The organism is Lentihominibacter faecis (genome assembly GCF_014306095.1).
In the GTDB taxonomy this organism is placed as follows: Bacteria; Bacillota; Clostridia; order Peptostreptococcales; family Anaerovoracaceae; genus Lentihominibacter; species Lentihominibacter faecis.
This window is the reverse complement of the sequence record NZ_JACRWC010000039.1, coordinates 15695-31611: the sequence shown is the minus strand read 5'-3', so window position 1 is coordinate 31611 and position 15917 is coordinate 15695. Positions and strand designations below refer to the sequence as shown.

The window sequence follows — 15917 nt, the reverse complement described above, 5'->3', positions numbered from 1 at the left end:
CACGTAGGAGATAGAGATATATGGAGAAACTCAGAAACTTTTACAGAAAATATCTGAAAAATTATCTGGTTTTGCTGTTTGTCATTGCGGTGGGTATTGATCTTGTGATCGAAACGCTGGCACGGCATTCGCTGATCCAGAGTGTGGCATTTTTATTTGGGCATCCGCTGGTGTCCATTTCTAATGTGCTGTTGATTTTTGCAATCATTTCCCTGTCCATGTTGTTCCGCCGGCGAATTTTCGCTCTGGTTCTGCTGGGAATGATCCCGATGGCAGTTGGTATCGCCAATGGTGTGATCCTTTCCAACCGGATGACGCCGTTTACCGTTAAGGATTTCAGCAATTTGAAGGATGGTGCGGCTATCATCACCACATATTTTTCAACGGTGACGCTGATACTGGCCATAGTCGGGATAGCGCTCCTTGTTTTTGGCGGCGTGATTTTGTTCCGCAAGGCGCCGAAGCTTGATCGCAAGATCCAGTATAAACAGGTCATCGCCGTGATCCTTATCATCGGACTTCTGACAGTTGGCGTTATAAAAATCAATACCAAGACTGGTGTACTGGATACATTCTTTGCCAATCTGGCGACAGGATACAGCGATAACGGCGTAGTATACAGCTTCATGGTGACGTGGATCGATACGGGTATCGACAAGCCGAGGGATTATTCAAAAGAAGAAATAGAGGGGATTTTCAGCAAGGGTGAACTGGGAGAAGATAACATCTATACACCGGGAAAAGATGATGATACCGATGTGAAAAGCAAGCCGAACATCATTTATTTGCAGCTTGAATCCTTTATCGATCCGACGCGTGTCAAAGATGTGAAATTCTCGAAAGATCCGGTGCCGAATTTCCGGAAACTTATGAAGGAATATTCCTCTGGATACCTGACAGTTCCGGCGGTGGGTGCAGGAACGGCCAACGTGGAATTTGAGGTCATGACCGGAATCAGTGCCAAGTTCTTCGGACCGGGGGAATACCCGTACAAGAGCGTTCTGACAGAAAAGACCTGTGAAGCGGCACCGTATGATTTCAAGCAGCTGGGCTATGGGACCCATGCGATCCATAACCACAGAGGCGCGTTCTATAATAGAAACAAAGTATTTGCCAACATGGGATTCGATACGTTCACTTGCCTGGAATACATGAACAATGTTATGAAAACGCCGAAAAACTGGGCTAAGGACAGCCTGCTCACGGAGCAGATCCTGGATGCACTCAACAGTACAGAAGGATCCGATTACATCTACACCATTTCCGTACAGGGACACGGCAAGTATCCGACGGAGCAGGTCATCGAAAATCCGGCGATCACAGTGACGCAGTACCAGACCGAGGAACAGCGGTGGGCGTACGAATACTATGCCAACCAGATCTATGAGATGGATCTGTTTGTGAAGGAACTGACGGATACTCTCAGCAATTACGATGAGGATGTCATTCTGGTGATGTACGGCGATCACCTGCCTGCACTGGATATGACAGAGGATTCCATGGCGGACGGAAGCAGTATTTTCCAGACACAGTATATCGTCTGGAGCAATTTCGACATGAAGAAAAAGAACATGGACATCAATGCCTATGAACTCAATTCGGAGATCATGAGCCGTCTGGGCATGTCGGTAGGCATGATGAACAAATATCAGCAGAATTACAAGGACGATATAAACTACAAGCAGAATCTTAAAGCGCTGTCCTACGATATGCTGTATGGCAAACGCTATATTTACGGAGAAACAAATCCGTTCAAGAAGACAGATCTTAAGATGGGGGTCAAGGACATCAAGGTGACCGATGTTGTTAAGATCGGTGAGAATTATTATATCAAGGGAGAAAACTTTACGGAATTCAGCAAAGTTTCTCTTGATGGAAAGATATTGAAGACTGTATATCTGGGACCGACGATCCTGGCACTTAAGGAGGAAGTGGACCCAGAGGATGCTTCTCGTATGAAAGTAAGTCAGGTTGAGAAGAATAAGGAGATCCTCAGCACGACAGAATAGCCTGCTGGAATAGCCTGCCAGCCTATAGCTGCATGCTTTGCAGCAGAGCACAGAGGGTGTCCAGATCCACCGGCTTGGACAGATGAGCATTCATACCGGATGCCAGAGTTGTTTTAACATCATCCGCAAACGCATTGGCCGTGGTGGCGATGATCATGATAGAGGCATGATCCGGATGCTTGCTTTGACGGATCCGTCTGGTTGCCTCATAGCCGTCCATATCCGGCATCCTGATATCCATAAGGATCGCATCAAAATGACCGCAGGCAGAGGATGTAAACAAATCCACTGCCTCCTGGCCGGTAGACGCGATCTCACAGGTGGCACCCTTGAGATCCAGCAGATCTTTCATGATATCTGCATTAAAAGGATTGTCATCTGCCACGAGAATATGAAGTCCGGCAAGTGGAGTATACCTTACAGCAGAAGGCTTAACAGGCACATCCGCAGGCAGAGGCTCGTCATCTTCCGGATACCCTGATACTGCGACGATCGGAAGAGCATCCGGCGGGATTTCCAGATCGGCGTTTCCTTCAGATCCTGAAGCAGAGCTCTCTGTAAGGGCCCCTTTTGTATCGCGCAGATTTAGTTCTACGGAAAAAGTGCTGCCCATATCCGGTGTGGTTTTGATCGAAATATGCCCTCCCATGAGATCGATCAGATTTTTAGTGATCGCCATTCCAAGTCCTGTCCCCTGAATATTTTCCTGTATCCTGTCGGTTTCCCGTGTGAACGGTTCGAAGATAGTGCGAAGGAATTCCTCTTCGATTCCGATCCCGTCATCCTCTACGGAGAATATCACATGGATCCTGCTGTGAGGGAAAGGCTGATTCATGCTGACGCTCAGACAGATATTTCCCCCTTCCGGCGTGTACTTTACAGCATTGGACAGCAGATTAAGCAGCACCTGACTTATGCGGACAGAATCACCCCACAACTTCTTACAGAAAACATTATGCTGCAGGATCGTAAAAGTCTGCCCCTTGGCATTTGCCAGCGGCAGGGTCATGATATTGAGTTTATCGAGAAGCTCCTGCAGATCGAACATCTGGATATTGAGAACTGTTTTGCCGCTTTCGATTTTAGACATATCCAGCACATTATTGATGATACCCAGAAGATGATGGCTTGCAGTCGTGATTTTACTGGCGTAGTCACGTACCAGTACAGGGTCATTCGCATCTTCCCGCAGCAGCGAGGAAAATCCGGTGATGGCATTCAGTGGAGTGCGGAGATCATGGGACATATTGGACAGAAAACAGCTTTTGGCTTCGTTGGCACTTTTCGCGATATTCAGCGCCAGTTCCAGCTGCATGTTGTTTTGATATTCGCCGCTACGGTCAGAAATAACCAGCAGCAGCTTTTGATAACCACGCAGAGTGACAGGATACAACGTTTCGTGATACCAGCGGTGTTCTTCCGTTTCCTTATGGATCCATTCGGATTCCACCTGCAGAATACCGGCACCCACTGCCTCTGACAGATCTGCAGTGAGAAAGCTGTTTCGGGTTATGATGGAACACTCTTTTAGTCTGCTCAGATCATTGTCGATGAGAGCCGGGTCGATCCCAAGCAGATTCTGGATGTTGGGACTCACATACTCCGGTGATTTCTTTTCCGGAGAATAGAGGATGAGGATGTCATGAGTGTTTTTCACGAGAATGGTGGACAGCTCCTCCTGATACTGCAGCTCTTCATTTTTGGCTTCCAGTGTAGAGCGGTAGCGACGAATCAGGTATTGAACGCCGATCACGGCTGCGATAAGAAAGAGGATACTCAAGACCGCTATCGTCACGATCTGAACCTGTGGAATGTTGGTATTGACTGCCTTCTTTGGGACAGTACCAACTATCATCCAGTCCTGAAATCCTGTTGGCTGATAGATAAGATAATAGGGGATGCCGTTGGCGCGATACTTGATGACCCCGTCTTTTTTTGCTTTAAGATCCTTCGCAAAAGAATCCGTCTCTCCTGCGGAAAGACTGGTATGATGATCCAGATAAGATAAAAAATTTGCGGATGGAACTTTTTCACTTGCAGTGGAAAGCATGATATGTCCGGTTCCATCAAGCATATAGCATCGTGACTTTCCTGAGAATGCAGTAATGTTGAGAGCCTTTGCAAGAGCGGCGTTGTCATAGCTGACAGCTACTGCCGTATACGGGAAGCCATAATAAAAATTCTTTTGAGCAGGGATCGCAAAAATGGTCAGATGGTTCTCACCTCCCTGCACCGTATCCATTACAACATTCTGTTTCTCCTGCAGCAGAGGCCTGATCTGAGATCCGCAGTCCAGATGCCCGTATTTACGATCTAGTGTCACATAATCGCTTCGCTCGTTGAGAAAATATACCTCGCTGTAGCCCCAGCGATCCTTATCCGACTGAAAATACCTGTTCAGATCGTCTTCATCCAGATCGTCCAGACCATAGCTCAAATATTCATTCCAGTCCATCAGCATGTTCCAGTTGGTATTCGTCAGAGAAGCAAACTCCTTCTGGACTTCCCCGTAGATTTCACGCAGATGGGTCGAACTATCCTCGTATATTTTATTGGAAATGAAACTGGCGTAGCCAATGCCGGAAATCAGTGCGATCAGCATGCAGATCAGGATAAAATGCCAGTAGTTTTTGCGAAGCATGGTAGTAAGGCCTCCTTTACGGTTGTATTATAATGAAGACAAAACGGAGCAAACAAGACAGGATATGGGGAATGTGCACCTATACAACACCGTAAAAGACGTGTTTTGACGGCTCAGGTGTTGCTTTTCATGAAGACGATATGTATGATAGGAGTCAGAAGGAGCAGATTATGATCAGAAAACAAATGGTACAACCCCTGGAAACCGAACGGCTGCAGCTTCGAGGATGGAAACGTTCCGATGCTCCGCAGCTCTATGCATATGCATCCAACCCTAACGTAGGACCAAAAGCAGGCTGGAAACCACATGAATCCATTGCTGAATCACGAAAAATCATCGAAACCGTTTTTCGCGAAAGTCGCGTGTGGGCTATTATCGAGAAGACTGGCGGCAGGATCATCGGCAGTATCGGATTGTCCGAAGACAGACTGCGCCCCGGCGTGCGAAGTCTGGAACTGGGATATTCTCTTGCTGAAGAATTCTGGGGCCACGGTCTCATGACAGAAGCTGCAAAGCGCGTCATCGCATACGGATTCGAATACGTGGGCCTCGATGTCATGATGATCCGCACCGGGGAAGAAAACATCGCCAGCCAGCGCATCATCGAAAAATGCGGATTTCAGTACGAGGGCACTCTCAGACGCATCTACAAGATCTATGACGGCACGATCAAACCCGTTCGCTGCTACACAATGCTGAGGGAAGAATACGATAGCCTCCGGCATGCCGGGGTGCTTTGAATCTGCAAAGGGAAAGGAAGAGAAACATGGCAAAGAAAAAAGACAAACATCAGCATAAAACAAACGCAGTCCGGATCGTGGAAGCGGCAGGGATCCCGTATGAAATGCATGAATATGAAGCACCGGAAGGATTCCTGGACGGCGTTTCCGTAGCAAAAGCACTGGGACAGGAGCCGGGATCCGTATTCAAAACGCTGGTCACCGTAGGACAGAGCCGGGAGTACTATGTGTGCGAGATCCCTGTGGATAAAGAACTGGATCTGAAAAAAGCAGCGAAGCATTTCGGCGAAAAAAAGCTGGAAATGCTTCCGTCCAGGCTTTTGACAGCCACCACCGGCTACATCAAAGGAGGCTGTTCCCCGGTAGGGATGAAGAAAGAATTTCCGACAGCTATAGATGCTTCTGCGGAGCAGCTGGAAAAAATCGCCGTCAGCGGCGGGAAAGTCGGACTGCAGATGGTGCTGCCGGTGAAAGCTTTGCAGGAAATCACGGGAGCTTGTTTTGTGGATCTCACCGTGGACAAATAACCGGCCGGAGAGCCGGGCACATAAATTGTCAGAAAACTCTTTGGTAATAAAAAACAAATTACAAAAGAATTTTTTGTGATTTAAACATAAAAATTTTCAAAAATCTATTGACATAAAGGACGCTCTCATGTAGTCTAATACAGGGCATAGAGGAACTGTGCCCGATTTGATTGAAAAAAATAACAGGTTTACATAACACTGATAACGAGAGGAAGTCGATAGATATGGCGAAACGGTTAAATGAAGCAGTAGAAATCAGATGGCACGGACGGGGCGGACAGGGTGCGAAAACCGCATGTCTGCTGCTGGCAGATGTAGCCTTTAGTTCCGGCAAGCATGTGCAGGGATTCCCTGAATACGGTCCGGAGCGTATGGGTGCACCGATCACGGCGTATAACCGCATTACGGACGAGCACTGCAAGGTCCACTCCAATATTTACAAGCCGGATTACGTGGTGGTCGTTGATGAAACGTTGCTGAAATCCGTGGATGTGACCAAGGGTCTTAAGGAAAAAGGTGCGTTGATCATCAACAGCAAGAAGTCCCCGGAAGAGATCCGGCCGCTTTTAAAAGGATATAAAGGGAAAGTCTGCACTATTGATGCAGAGAAGATTTCCATGGATGCGCTGGGAAAGAATTTCCCGAACACTCCGATGCTGGGAGCAGTGGTGAAAGTCAGCCACGTCATTGATCAGGAACGGTTCATCCAGGATATGAAAGAATCTTTTCAGCATAAATTCCGCGGGAAAGAAAATCTCATAGAGGGAAATATGAGTGCACTGAAGAAGTCCATGGAAGAGGTAAAGGTAGGATAAACATGAAAACAAAAGCAAAAGATATCAATGAGAAGATCACCTGGCAGGAGCTGACTACAGGCGTAGAAATCTACGAACCGGCCACTTCTCTGCTGGTAGAGACTGGTGACTGGCGTGTAGATGTGCCGGTGTTCAAGGAGGATAAATGCAAGCAGTGCCTGCTTTGCGTGCCGTTCTGCCCGGACAGTTCCATTCCGGTAAAGGACGGTAAACGCCTTGATTTTGATTTTAAACACTGCAAAGGATGCGGCATATGCGTAGAGGTCTGCCCGTTCGATGCGATCGATTTTGTAAAGGAGGAAAAGTAGATGGCCAAGCGTGACAGAATGTCCGGCAACGAAGCCGTGGCAACAGCAATGAGACAAATCAATCCTGACGTCATGGGTGCTTTTCCTATTACGCCGTCGACGGAGATCCCGCAGTACTATTCCCGGTTCATCGCAGATGGACTGGTGGATACCGAGTTTGTACCGGTAGAGTCGGAGCACAGTGCCATGTCGGTGTGCATCGGAGCATCGGCAGCGGGAGCACGTGCGGTGACGGCAACATCTTCCGCAGGGCTGGCATTCATGTGGGAGCTGCTTTATGTGGCGGCTTCGGCGAGATTGCCTATCACCATGGCGGTGGTAAACCGGGCACTCACCGGACCGATCAATATCAATAATGACCACTCTGACTCCATGGGAGCAAGAGACGCAGGCTGGATCCAGATCTATGCAGAAACCAATCAGGAAGTTTACGATAATTACATACAGGCAATGCCGATTTCGGAGACTATTCGTCTGCCGATCATGATCTGTCAGGACGGATTCATCACCAGTCATGGTGTGTCGAATATCGAGTTGCTGGAAGATGAAGAGGTCAAGGAATTCGTCGGTGAATACAAGCCTGAAAACTATCTGCTCAAGTCAGAAAACCCGCTGGCAGTAGGTCCTTACGGAATTTCTCCATACTACATGGAAGCCAAGCGTCAGCAGGCACAGGCCATGAAGGACGCTATGCCGATCATCATGGATGTTGCAAAGCGTTATGAAAAGCTGACAGGCAGAAAGTATGGATTCTTTGAAGAATACATGATGGATGATGCGGAAGTTGCACTTGTTGTCATCGGTTCCAGTGCCGGCACCGGGAAAGAAGCTGTAGACCGGCTGCGTGCAGAAGGTAAGAAGGTAGGCCTGATCAAGCTGAGAGTGTTCCGGCCATTCCCGCGCGTACCTCTGGCAGAAGCTATGTGCAAGGTAAAGGCTGTAGCGATCATGGACAAGGCAGAGAGCTTCTCTAACAGTGGCGGCCCGCTGTTCAATGAAGCGAGAAACTCGCTGTACGATTTACCGAACAAGCCGTATGCCATCAACTATATTTATGGTCTCGGCGGCAGAGATATCACGGTGGAAGACTACTACGAGATCTATAATGATCTGTTTATCATATACGATACCGATGATCCGGGCGATGTATACCGGTATGTCGGGGTAAGAGATTCCCGTTATGCAGAAGGCGGATTCGATCACAGAAAAGAGTCGGAATAGCCGGAGAAAGGAGAAGGAATCATGGCTTACAATTTGAAAAAGGAACTGGAAAAACCGGAACGTCTGGCCGGGGGGCACAGACTCTGTGCCGGATGCGGCGCCGGGATCGCTGTACGCGGCGTTCTGCGTGCGCTGGAGCCGGAAGACAAGGCGGTCATCACCAATGCCACCGGCTGTCTGGAAGTATCCACGTTTATTTATCCACATACAGCATATTACGACAGCTACATCCACACGGCTTTCGCCAATGCGGCGGCGACTTGCTCCGGTGTAGAAGCTGCCTATAATGTTTTAAAGAAAAAAGGAAAGGTCAAGGAAGACTTTAAATTCATAACCTTCGGCGGGGATGGAGGGACTTACGACATTGGCCTGCAGTCTCTGTCCGGTGCCATGGAGCGTGGTCACGATATGGTGTACGTTTGCTACGATAATGAAGCGTACATGAATACCGGCATCCAGAGATCGTCATCTACACCGCGATTTGCCGATGCGACTACTTCCCCGGCAGGAAAAGTGATCCCGGGCAAGCAGCAGAACAAGAAGAATCTGACGGAGATCATCGCGGCCCACAATGTTCCGTATGCGGCCCAGACGACTTTTATCGGGAACTTCAAGGATCTTCACGAAAAGGCTCACAAGGCCATCTATACTCATGGTCCTTGTTTTCTCAACGTGCTGGCGCCATGTCCGCGCGGCTGGCGTTACGAAACACCGGAGATCGCAGAGATCTGCCGCCTTGCAGTGGAAACCTGCGTATGGCCTCTCTATGAAATCGTAGAAGGTGTCTGGAAGCTGAGCTACGAACCAAAGAAAAAGCTTCCGGTAGAAGAATTCCTGAAAAAACAGGGTCGTTTCGCTCACATGTTCAAGAAGGGCAACGACTGGATGATCGATGAAGCACAGGAATACGTAGATAAACAGTGGGACAAGCTGCTGGCGAAATGTGAATAGAATATGAAAGGCTGCGGTACTAAGCAATTAGCACCGCAGCCTTTTTTATTGGCGGCGCAAGTCATCTGCGGTGCGACGCCGGTATGAGCAACCCTGCCGGCACGATTTTATGATATTTTTGCCGGGAGCGGACAAAAAACCATAGCCTCACCCGCTCCGCCAGCATGGGAGCTGTCGTTGCTGTCGGGAAACTGATCCCCAGCACCAGGAGTGACCCGATCAACGTGGACTTTGCAGAAAGGTGTTAAGGAATCGTTACAAAACCGATTGACAGAGGGGCGATGAAAAGGGATAAATGGGCCGTTATCATCAATTGTGTGGAAATGTATGGAAGTCGTGTGTGCGGACTATGATTTTACTGTGATAAGACTTGACAAAAAGTAGAATTACAATATATGGTAAAACAAGGAGGCGAGAGGGAAGAAGATCACAAAGAAGGAAAGAGACAGGGATGCGAGATTTAAAAGATTTATTGACGCGAGTGAAGCAGGAGCATCTGGATCGACTGGGGTCTATCCGGCGGGAACTGAAAATGCTGCCGCCGGGACGGCTGGAGGCTTTGCAGCAGCACGGGCGGATTTACTATTATCAAAACGCACAGGCGAGGCGGCGGGGGATCACTCGGAAACCGGAACTGGTGCGACAACTGGCCAGAAAGCGGTACTTGTTGGAGGAACGGAAGATTTTGCAGCATAATTTGAAGGAGATTGAGCGGGCTTTGGAGAAGTGTGAATCCTGCGGGATGAATGGGATTTTGCAAAAGCTTCCAGAGCGGATCAGTCAGCTTCCAAGACAGTATTTTTATAAAAAGCGCAGATCGAGAAAGTATGATAAGAATCCGGCGTATCCAGAAAATCTTGTTTATGCGACCAATGGAGGGGAGATGGTACGGTCGAAGTCGGAGCAGAGTATCGGGAATATGCTGGAGGAGTATGGCATTGATTATAGTTATGATCGGCGGGTGGACGGGCATTTATACTATGCGGATTTTACGATTTACTGCCGGGATGGGAGCAAGATCATCTGGGAGCATTTCGGGCTGATGGATTCGGATGAGGATTATCACAAGAAAGCGCTGTGGCGAATGGAGGACTATCGCAGACAAGGATGGCGACAGTGGCGGGACTTGATTTATACCTTTGAGGAGGATGTGCGGGATCCCAGAGACTTGCGGGAAATTGTTGAGGAATTTTTATTGCCGCGGGTGATGTAGGAAGAGTTCAGTGCAGTGTGCCGGCGTGCCGGTCATCACGTGTAGCTTGCCGGCACGATTTTATGATTTTTGCAGCCGAAAGCAAGCAAAAATCATAGCGCTGGCGCATCCGGGTTCTCCTCCTTGCTTTCGCTGATGCACCACCAGGTTACAACAGCGATGATGATGGCCGCACCGATGAGTGCGAAGGTTCCCGGCATTTCGCCGACGAAAATGGCTACCCAGACCGGATTAAATAAAGGTTCCAGCATGCCGATAAGAGAGCAGGCCAGAGGTGGACAGTTGCGAGAAGCCACCGTGTAGAGTACATACGGGATCCCCAGCTGGAACACACCCAGGATGACAACATACAGGATTTCCATTCCCGTGGTGGAAGTAGTCGTCATGAGCCCGATAGGAACGCCGACGATAGAAGCCATGCAGTGAGCGAACAGGATGCCACTCATTCGAATGGAATCATCTTTGCCGCCCTGTCCCACCATAACGAACATGAGCGCCAGGAAAACACCGGCACAGATGCCGAAAATATTCCCTAAAATATTGCCTGGGGACAGCTGATCCAGAAAAAACAGCACGATACCGCACATAGTGATCCCGACTACGACAACTTCTTTTTTATGTAATTTCTGCTTGAATAAAAATGCCGACATCAGAAGAATAAAAATCGGTGCAGTATACTGGAGTACTATAGCGTTGGCCGCAGTCGTCAGCTTGTTGGCGAAGACGAAGAATATGCAGGATGTGGAAAGCCCTATCCCTGCACCAAAAGAATACTTGTTGAAATTCACCGGCGTCCGGGTGACGAACATATATCCGCCCAGGATCAATGCAGCGATAACGCTGCGGACTCCGCAGATCAGCAGTGGATTCCAGGAAATCAGTTTGATAAAGATACCGCCGAGACTCCACATAATGGCACACAGAGCCATCAAAAGCATGGAATTTCTTTTTGCACTGGTTGCAGTTGTCATGTCTTTTGTCCTCCTTCGTACAGTTATAATTATATTGACGCAAAAGCAAAATTGTATCATAATTTATGCGTAATATGTCGCAATATTGATCTTTTTGAAAAGAAGGAGAAGCAGATGCAGATTTTCGATATACCCATCAACAGCAAGCGGATGGAAACTACCCGGATCGGGACATTCGATTTCCCACTGGCCGTTCACAAAAACGACCTGAAAAAGAATGTGCTGGGTTTCGTCAACTGGCACTGGCACTACGAATTTCAGCTGACTTATGTGGTCCGTGGAACCATTTCCGTGTTCTTCAACCAGCAGACCATCGACCTGCACGAAGGGCAGGGCATCTACATCAATCCGGAGGTGCTCCACATGATCCGCGACCGGTACGATTCTGATGCCATGTTCATATCCCTGGACGTCAGCCCGAAACTCTTAACGTCATTTCCCAACAGCGTTTTCGAGCGGAGCTATGTGAAGCCGGTATTTTGCAGTTCTGCCGCCGATGCGGTGATCCTGGATCCAGGGGTTTTCTGGCAGAAGAAAATCCTGGACGAGGCGATGAGCATCGAACAGGATTACAAAAGTCGCAGCTTTGGCTGGGAACTGGCTGTCAGCAGCAGCCTTTACGCCATCTGGAAAGAGTTGGTCTGCCATTTGCATGAGAGTCTTGCGGAGCATGATGCTCCCGCTGCAGATGGAGCACGGATGCGCCGCAACCAGCGCATCAAAGAGATCCTCTCTTACATCCGGGAGCACTTCACTGAAAAGATCACTCTGGACGAAATCGCAAAGCACCTCCATCTCAGCACCAATGAATGCTGTCGATTTTTCAAGAAAAACATGAACTGCACTTTGTTTGAATATATCACGGAATACCGCCTCAGCAAAAGCATGGAACTACTGGAACACACCGATCTGCCGGTCTCACAGATCGCCTACGAATCCGGCTTCGGCAGCAGCAGCTACTTCATCGAAAAATTCCGCAAAAACGTCGGCATGACTCCGGCTGCATTCCGAAAAGCCAGGCGGTAGAGCAGGTCTGGAAACCGGAGCCATTTTAGTTCCCTTTTAAAAGCTCCAGCGTTTTCCACCGCAGTTTCAGCTTTTGCTCCTTAGTCAGCGCGTCGCTCTGGACGGAGGAACCAGCAGAGGTGCTGCCCTGCACACTAGACTGTCCGGAGCCGCCAGCTCCGGCGGTTCCGGGATCTCCGGAAACCTCGGAAGACCTTGAACCGTCCGCAGCAGCCTTTGCAGGATCAGAATCCGCATCATCACCTGAAATAGGAGCCGTCCCCTCGTCCAAAAGGCAGAGTGGTGGGAACAGTACACACCACCAGTTTTCTCCCTGACCGCTGCCGATGGTGATGTTGAGCGCCTCGTAATTCCCGGCCGGGAAGGTGATGTCCCCGTAAGTTTTCTGTGGAATGTAGCGTACCCCCAGCTCCACCGCCGCCGGATAATCATACCCTTGGGCGGCAATGACCCCCTCGGCGATCCTTTGCAGCCGCTTCTTGTTTTCTTTTAAATATTCCCGCGTTTCGTCCACGGTTTTCAGATCCTTTTGGTCGGCCATGTACTCAATGACTGCATCCCGCACCTTCAGCTTCAGCGCCTGGTCGCCCACCTTGTTGCTGTTGGCGATGACGTGGAGCCGCAGGATCCCCTCGTGGTCGTTCCGGCAGCCGTCCCCCGCATATGTATAAACGAGGAGCAGCCCCATAAACAGCACGAGGATCAAAGCGATCACGCATTTTCGTTCGTCCGACATCAGACGGATATGTTCCTGTAATTTTTTCACGTTTCCTTCCTCCTGATCGTTTTTCAAGTGTTTGCAAAGAGTCTTTCCGAGGAGTGGAAACTTTATACATGATTTCTAAAAAAATTTCTGCAAAGAGTTCTCCGGACGTTTTTTGACCGGCATGATGAGGCCATCGATGCCGGAAGCACGCGTGGTGCTCCCGGCAGTTACGGACTGTCCTGCTGTGACTGGCGAATGCCCTGCACCCGATCAGCGCACGATCAGAAGCTTGGCACCTTCCGTCAGAGGAGCATCGCCATCAATTTGGTTGAGCTGCACCAGAGCATCGGCGTCGCATTGATAATGCTTGGCGACATCCCAAAGGCTGTCGCCTGCGCTGGTAATGTAGATGGCCATGGCAGGCTGCTGGGGATCTTCGCCCCTGGCAGTGAAATGCTCAAGGCTGGTAAATTCACGAGTTTCACTGATCCATACCTCGATGATAGCGTTCACATTGATCTCAATCTGCCTGCTGTTGATTGTGTCGATCCAGAAGTCCTTGATTGCGGAGCACGTGAACAGATCGGCTTCCTGCAAAGCTTCTGGTGAAGCGGATGTGTTGAGTGCTCCCCGCAGCGGAACCTCTGATTTAATGACAAAAGCTCGCCCGTTTTCATCCAGTGACAGGATCCTGACAGGAACCGATCCTTCGATGACGATCCTCCCGTGCTCCGGATGGACTGAAATATTACCCGGGAGAATGCTCCCGCAGATCAGCTTCTCGGGATGCTGATCCTGCTGCGTCAGGTTCACCACTTCTCGTGCTGAAATTTCCCCGGAAAGCACATCTGTGAGACAGGAAAGAGCCTCGACCTTCCGGTCGAAATGGATGGATTTTTCTTTGTGGTAGGCGTCGGAGGCTACCGGGATCTGCTTGGTTCCGTACCCGTGGATCCGGATCCGCACTTGTCCCTCCAGCTGGAAGGTATCCTGATTTTCGATAGTTAACTTGAGTCCGTCGCCACTGAAATCCACTTTGATAAGATCGCTGTTCAGTTGACTTTGCAGTGGGATGAACTGGGTGAATTCCGTCTTTTCCCTTCGGCAGCAAAGCTGATTCTCTCTTTCATCGTCCTCTCCCAGATACAGGATCTGGACCTGCAAAAGCCCGTTGATGATCAGTTTGCCCGATGAGACCTGCCTGTGGGTTTCCGTGATAGTGAAGCTCTCTTTTAAGATCCGTACCGGTTGCGGCTGACCATCCTCAACGGCAATTTCCTGTTCTATGTCTGCAAATTCTTCTGTTTCGAATACCAGATCTGCAGCCTCCTTTTTTTCCTGCTTCAGGATCAGATTCTTGTCGCTGGAATCCCGCAGCACGTGCAGTTCTGTTTTCTGGATTTCCGTAACCGCAATGCAAAGCTTCCCGCGTACCTGGAATTTTCGCTCGTTGAGTCGGGACGGTTCGACTTCTTTCAGGCAGACGGTCGCATAATAAATGCGGTCAGGATCGGCCTGCGAAGTGGACGTGTTCTGCGAGCTGGAAGTCCCCCAACAGGCGGACGTTTCAAAGGTGATGGTGGAGCGGACTACGTCTACAGGAGTTCCCTCGCCGCCGTCCGGACGGTAGACGGTGAACAGCAAAATCTCACCAGAATATGTATCGCTGCTGCTGTAATGGGTCTTGCCCGGCTGAGATGGCGTGACGCGACCCTCGGAAAAGAGAATCTGGATCATGTCTGGCATGGTGTCAGGAACCAGCAGTGTTTCATCGAACGGGAGGGTGTAGTTCCAGGTGCGCCGCCGGTTCCGCAGGCGGATGTTGTCGTAATGGAGTTCGGCGTCTAGCAGGGATTCGGCTGACAGAGATGCAGAACTGCTGGCAGCGCCTGCGCTGCCGGCATTGCCGGTATTTGACTGAGATACAGACCTGCTGGCAGCGCCTGAGCTGCCGGCATTTGACAGAGATGCAGAACCGCTGACAGTGCCTGCGCTGCCTGCATCGCCGGTATTATTGACGTCGCCAAACTGGGTGTCAGTGCGAGCTGATGCGGATGCCGGCTGCGACGCAGCCGGCTTTGCAGAACCCGGATCGCCGGAATTTCGGTTCGCAGTCGGACTGCTGCCGGAATCTTGTGATTGACTTATTACAGGAGTCGCAAGACGTGCCGCTTCTTCTAGAGAAATTTCCTCATATCCTCCGTAAGGGTCGGTGATCGGATTCGGCTTCTCTTCTATACTTTCGCCGCTGGTGGGTGCGAGGGCCTGCTTCCCGGTTGGCAGCGTATCATAAGGCGATGTTGTCATATTTGTAACCTCCTTTATTGGTGCGGGAACTATATTTCCTTTTCAAGCATATGAAGGGGGCAGAGCGATTATGCAGACGGGCGGTGGATTGTGAGATCTGTTTCCGTGGCCTGCAGATCGTGTTGAACTCGGACGTTTGGTTCCAGCGGAATTTGCAAAATCTTCGTTTCGAGAAATTTTCCCGACAAATCGAGAATCTGCAAAGACTCCACCGGGGCTGATTTTTGCAAAATCTTCGTTTCGCAAAATTTTCATAGTAAAACGAAGAATTCGGCGAAATCTCATGAAAGAGCTTTTGTTCTGTTTCTGAAAATCAAAAGCATTTTAAGCGATTTTCAGAAAAAATTCGAGCGATCGGAGAGCAGGGAACCATAGGTTCTGGCGAGATTCTCGATTTCATCCCCAAATTTTGTGATATAAAGATTTAGGTTTTGACACCACCGCCGTCCAACCGGAATTTTCTTGTTTTTGATTGAAATTCT

At 49.5% G+C, this 15917-nt stretch carries 13 protein-coding genes; 9 read left to right on the top strand and 4 right to left on the bottom strand.

Features of this window, described 5'->3' with window-relative positions:
• Window positions 1-20: 20 nt before the first annotated feature.
• Complete coding sequence (locus tag H8876_RS02625) at window positions 21-2009, top strand: LTA synthase family protein (protein ID WP_249286406.1); 1989 nt, start codon at window positions 21-23, stop codon at window positions 2007-2009.
• Between the two features lie 22 nt (window positions 2010-2031).
• Here the strand turns inward: H8876_RS02625 and H8876_RS02620 are convergent, their stop codons facing one another.
• Window positions 2032-4650: an ATP-binding protein gene (locus H8876_RS02620; RefSeq protein ID WP_249286405.1), complete on the bottom strand. Its 2619-nt coding sequence runs from the start codon at window positions 4648-4650 to the stop codon at window positions 2032-2034.
• Window positions 4651-4820: 170 nt separating this feature from the next.
• Between H8876_RS02620 and H8876_RS02615 the strand changes: the two genes are divergently transcribed.
• The 7 genes from H8876_RS02615 (at window position 4821) to H8876_RS02585 (ending at window position 10425) form a co-directional block, all read left to right on the top strand.
• The gene (locus H8876_RS02615; RefSeq protein WP_249286404.1) at window positions 4821-5390 is read left to right on the top strand and encodes a GNAT family N-acetyltransferase; all 570 of its coding nucleotides are present in this window, start codon (window positions 4821-4823) and stop codon (window positions 5388-5390) included.
• Window positions 5391-5416: 26 nt separating this feature from the next.
• Complete coding sequence (gene ybaK / locus H8876_RS02610) at window positions 5417-5917, top strand: Cys-tRNA(Pro) deacylase (RefSeq protein WP_249286403.1); 501 nt, start codon at window positions 5417-5419, stop codon at window positions 5915-5917.
• A gap of 224 nt (window positions 5918-6141) precedes the next feature.
• A complete protein-coding gene (locus H8876_RS02605; protein WP_249286402.1) occupies window positions 6142-6732 on the top strand; it encodes a 2-oxoacid:acceptor oxidoreductase family protein in 591 nt (196 codons plus the stop codon).
• Window positions 6733-6734: 2 nt separating this feature from the next.
• Window positions 6735-7040, top strand: a complete 306-nt coding sequence (locus H8876_RS02600; RefSeq protein WP_249286401.1) for a 4Fe-4S binding protein — start codon at window positions 6735-6737, stop codon at window positions 7038-7040.
• A complete protein-coding gene (locus H8876_RS02595) occupies window positions 7041-8261 on the top strand; it encodes a pyruvate ferredoxin oxidoreductase (protein ID WP_249286400.1) in 1221 nt (406 codons plus the stop codon). It abuts the gene before it with no gap.
• 21 nt (window positions 8262-8282) lie between these two features.
• The gene (locus H8876_RS02590) at window positions 8283-9212 is read left to right on the top strand and encodes a thiamine pyrophosphate-dependent enzyme (RefSeq protein WP_249286399.1); all 930 of its coding nucleotides are present in this window, start codon (window positions 8283-8285) and stop codon (window positions 9210-9212) included.
• A gap of 451 nt (window positions 9213-9663) precedes the next feature.
• Window positions 9664-10425, top strand: a complete 762-nt coding sequence (locus H8876_RS02585; protein ID WP_249286398.1) for a hypothetical protein — start codon at window positions 9664-9666, stop codon at window positions 10423-10425.
• A gap of 92 nt (window positions 10426-10517) precedes the next feature.
• Here H8876_RS02585 and H8876_RS02580 read toward each other — a convergent pair whose 3' ends face one another.
• Window positions 10518-11396 carry a DMT family transporter gene (locus H8876_RS02580; RefSeq protein ID WP_249286397.1) on the bottom strand — a complete coding sequence of 293 codons (879 nt, stop codon included), beginning with the start codon at window positions 11394-11396 and terminating at the stop codon, window positions 10518-10520.
• 114 nt (window positions 11397-11510) lie between these two features.
• Here H8876_RS02580 and H8876_RS02575 point away from each other — a divergent pair, with 114 nt between their 5' ends.
• On the top strand, window positions 11511-12422 hold the full coding sequence (locus tag H8876_RS02575; protein WP_249286396.1) for an AraC family transcriptional regulator: 912 nt from the start codon (window positions 11511-11513) through the stop codon (window positions 12420-12422).
• Window positions 12423-12447: 25 nt separating this feature from the next.
• Here the strand turns inward: H8876_RS02575 and spoIIR are convergent, their stop codons facing one another.
• A complete protein-coding gene (gene spoIIR / locus H8876_RS02570) occupies window positions 12448-13188 on the bottom strand; it encodes a stage II sporulation protein R (RefSeq protein ID WP_249286395.1) in 741 nt (246 codons plus the stop codon).
• Window positions 13189-13398: 210 nt separating this feature from the next.
• Entirely contained in the window at window positions 13399-15435 is a 2037-nt protein-coding gene (locus H8876_RS02565; protein ID WP_249286394.1) for a DUF3794 and LysM peptidoglycan-binding domain-containing protein, read from the bottom strand.
• Window positions 15436-15917: the final 482 nt, after the last annotated feature.

What these genes read in the sequence shown, in the direction of transcription:
- H8876_RS02625 (WP_249286406.1), top strand. Translation starts at nt 21, where the DNA reads ATGGAGAAACTCAGAAACTTTTACAGAAAATATCTGAAAAATTATCTG.
- H8876_RS02620 (WP_249286405.1), bottom strand. Translation starts at nt 4,650, where the DNA reads ATGCTTCGCAAAAACTACTGGCATTTTATCCTGATCTGCATGCTGATC.
- H8876_RS02615 (WP_249286404.1), top strand. Translation starts at nt 4,821, where the DNA reads ATGATCAGAAAACAAATGGTACAACCCCTGGAAACCGAACGGCTGCAG.
- ybaK (WP_249286403.1), top strand. Translation starts at nt 5,417, where the DNA reads ATGGCAAAGAAAAAAGACAAACATCAGCATAAAACAAACGCAGTCCGG.
- H8876_RS02605 (WP_249286402.1), top strand. Translation starts at nt 6,142, where the DNA reads ATGGCGAAACGGTTAAATGAAGCAGTAGAAATCAGATGGCACGGACGG.
- H8876_RS02600 (WP_249286401.1), top strand. Translation starts at nt 6,735, where the DNA reads ATGAAAACAAAAGCAAAAGATATCAATGAGAAGATCACCTGGCAGGAG.
- H8876_RS02595 (WP_249286400.1), top strand. Translation starts at nt 7,041, where the DNA reads ATGGCCAAGCGTGACAGAATGTCCGGCAACGAAGCCGTGGCAACAGCA.
- H8876_RS02590 (WP_249286399.1), top strand. Translation starts at nt 8,283, where the DNA reads ATGGCTTACAATTTGAAAAAGGAACTGGAAAAACCGGAACGTCTGGCC.
- H8876_RS02585 (WP_249286398.1), top strand. Translation starts at nt 9,664, where the DNA reads ATGCGAGATTTAAAAGATTTATTGACGCGAGTGAAGCAGGAGCATCTG.
- H8876_RS02580 (WP_249286397.1), bottom strand. Translation starts at nt 11,396, where the DNA reads ATGACAACTGCAACCAGTGCAAAAAGAAATTCCATGCTTTTGATGGCT.
- H8876_RS02575 (WP_249286396.1), top strand. Translation starts at nt 11,511, where the DNA reads ATGCAGATTTTCGATATACCCATCAACAGCAAGCGGATGGAAACTACC.
- H8876_RS02565 (WP_249286394.1), bottom strand. Translation starts at nt 15,435, where the DNA reads ATGACAACATCGCCTTATGATACGCTGCCAACCGGGAAGCAGGCCCTC.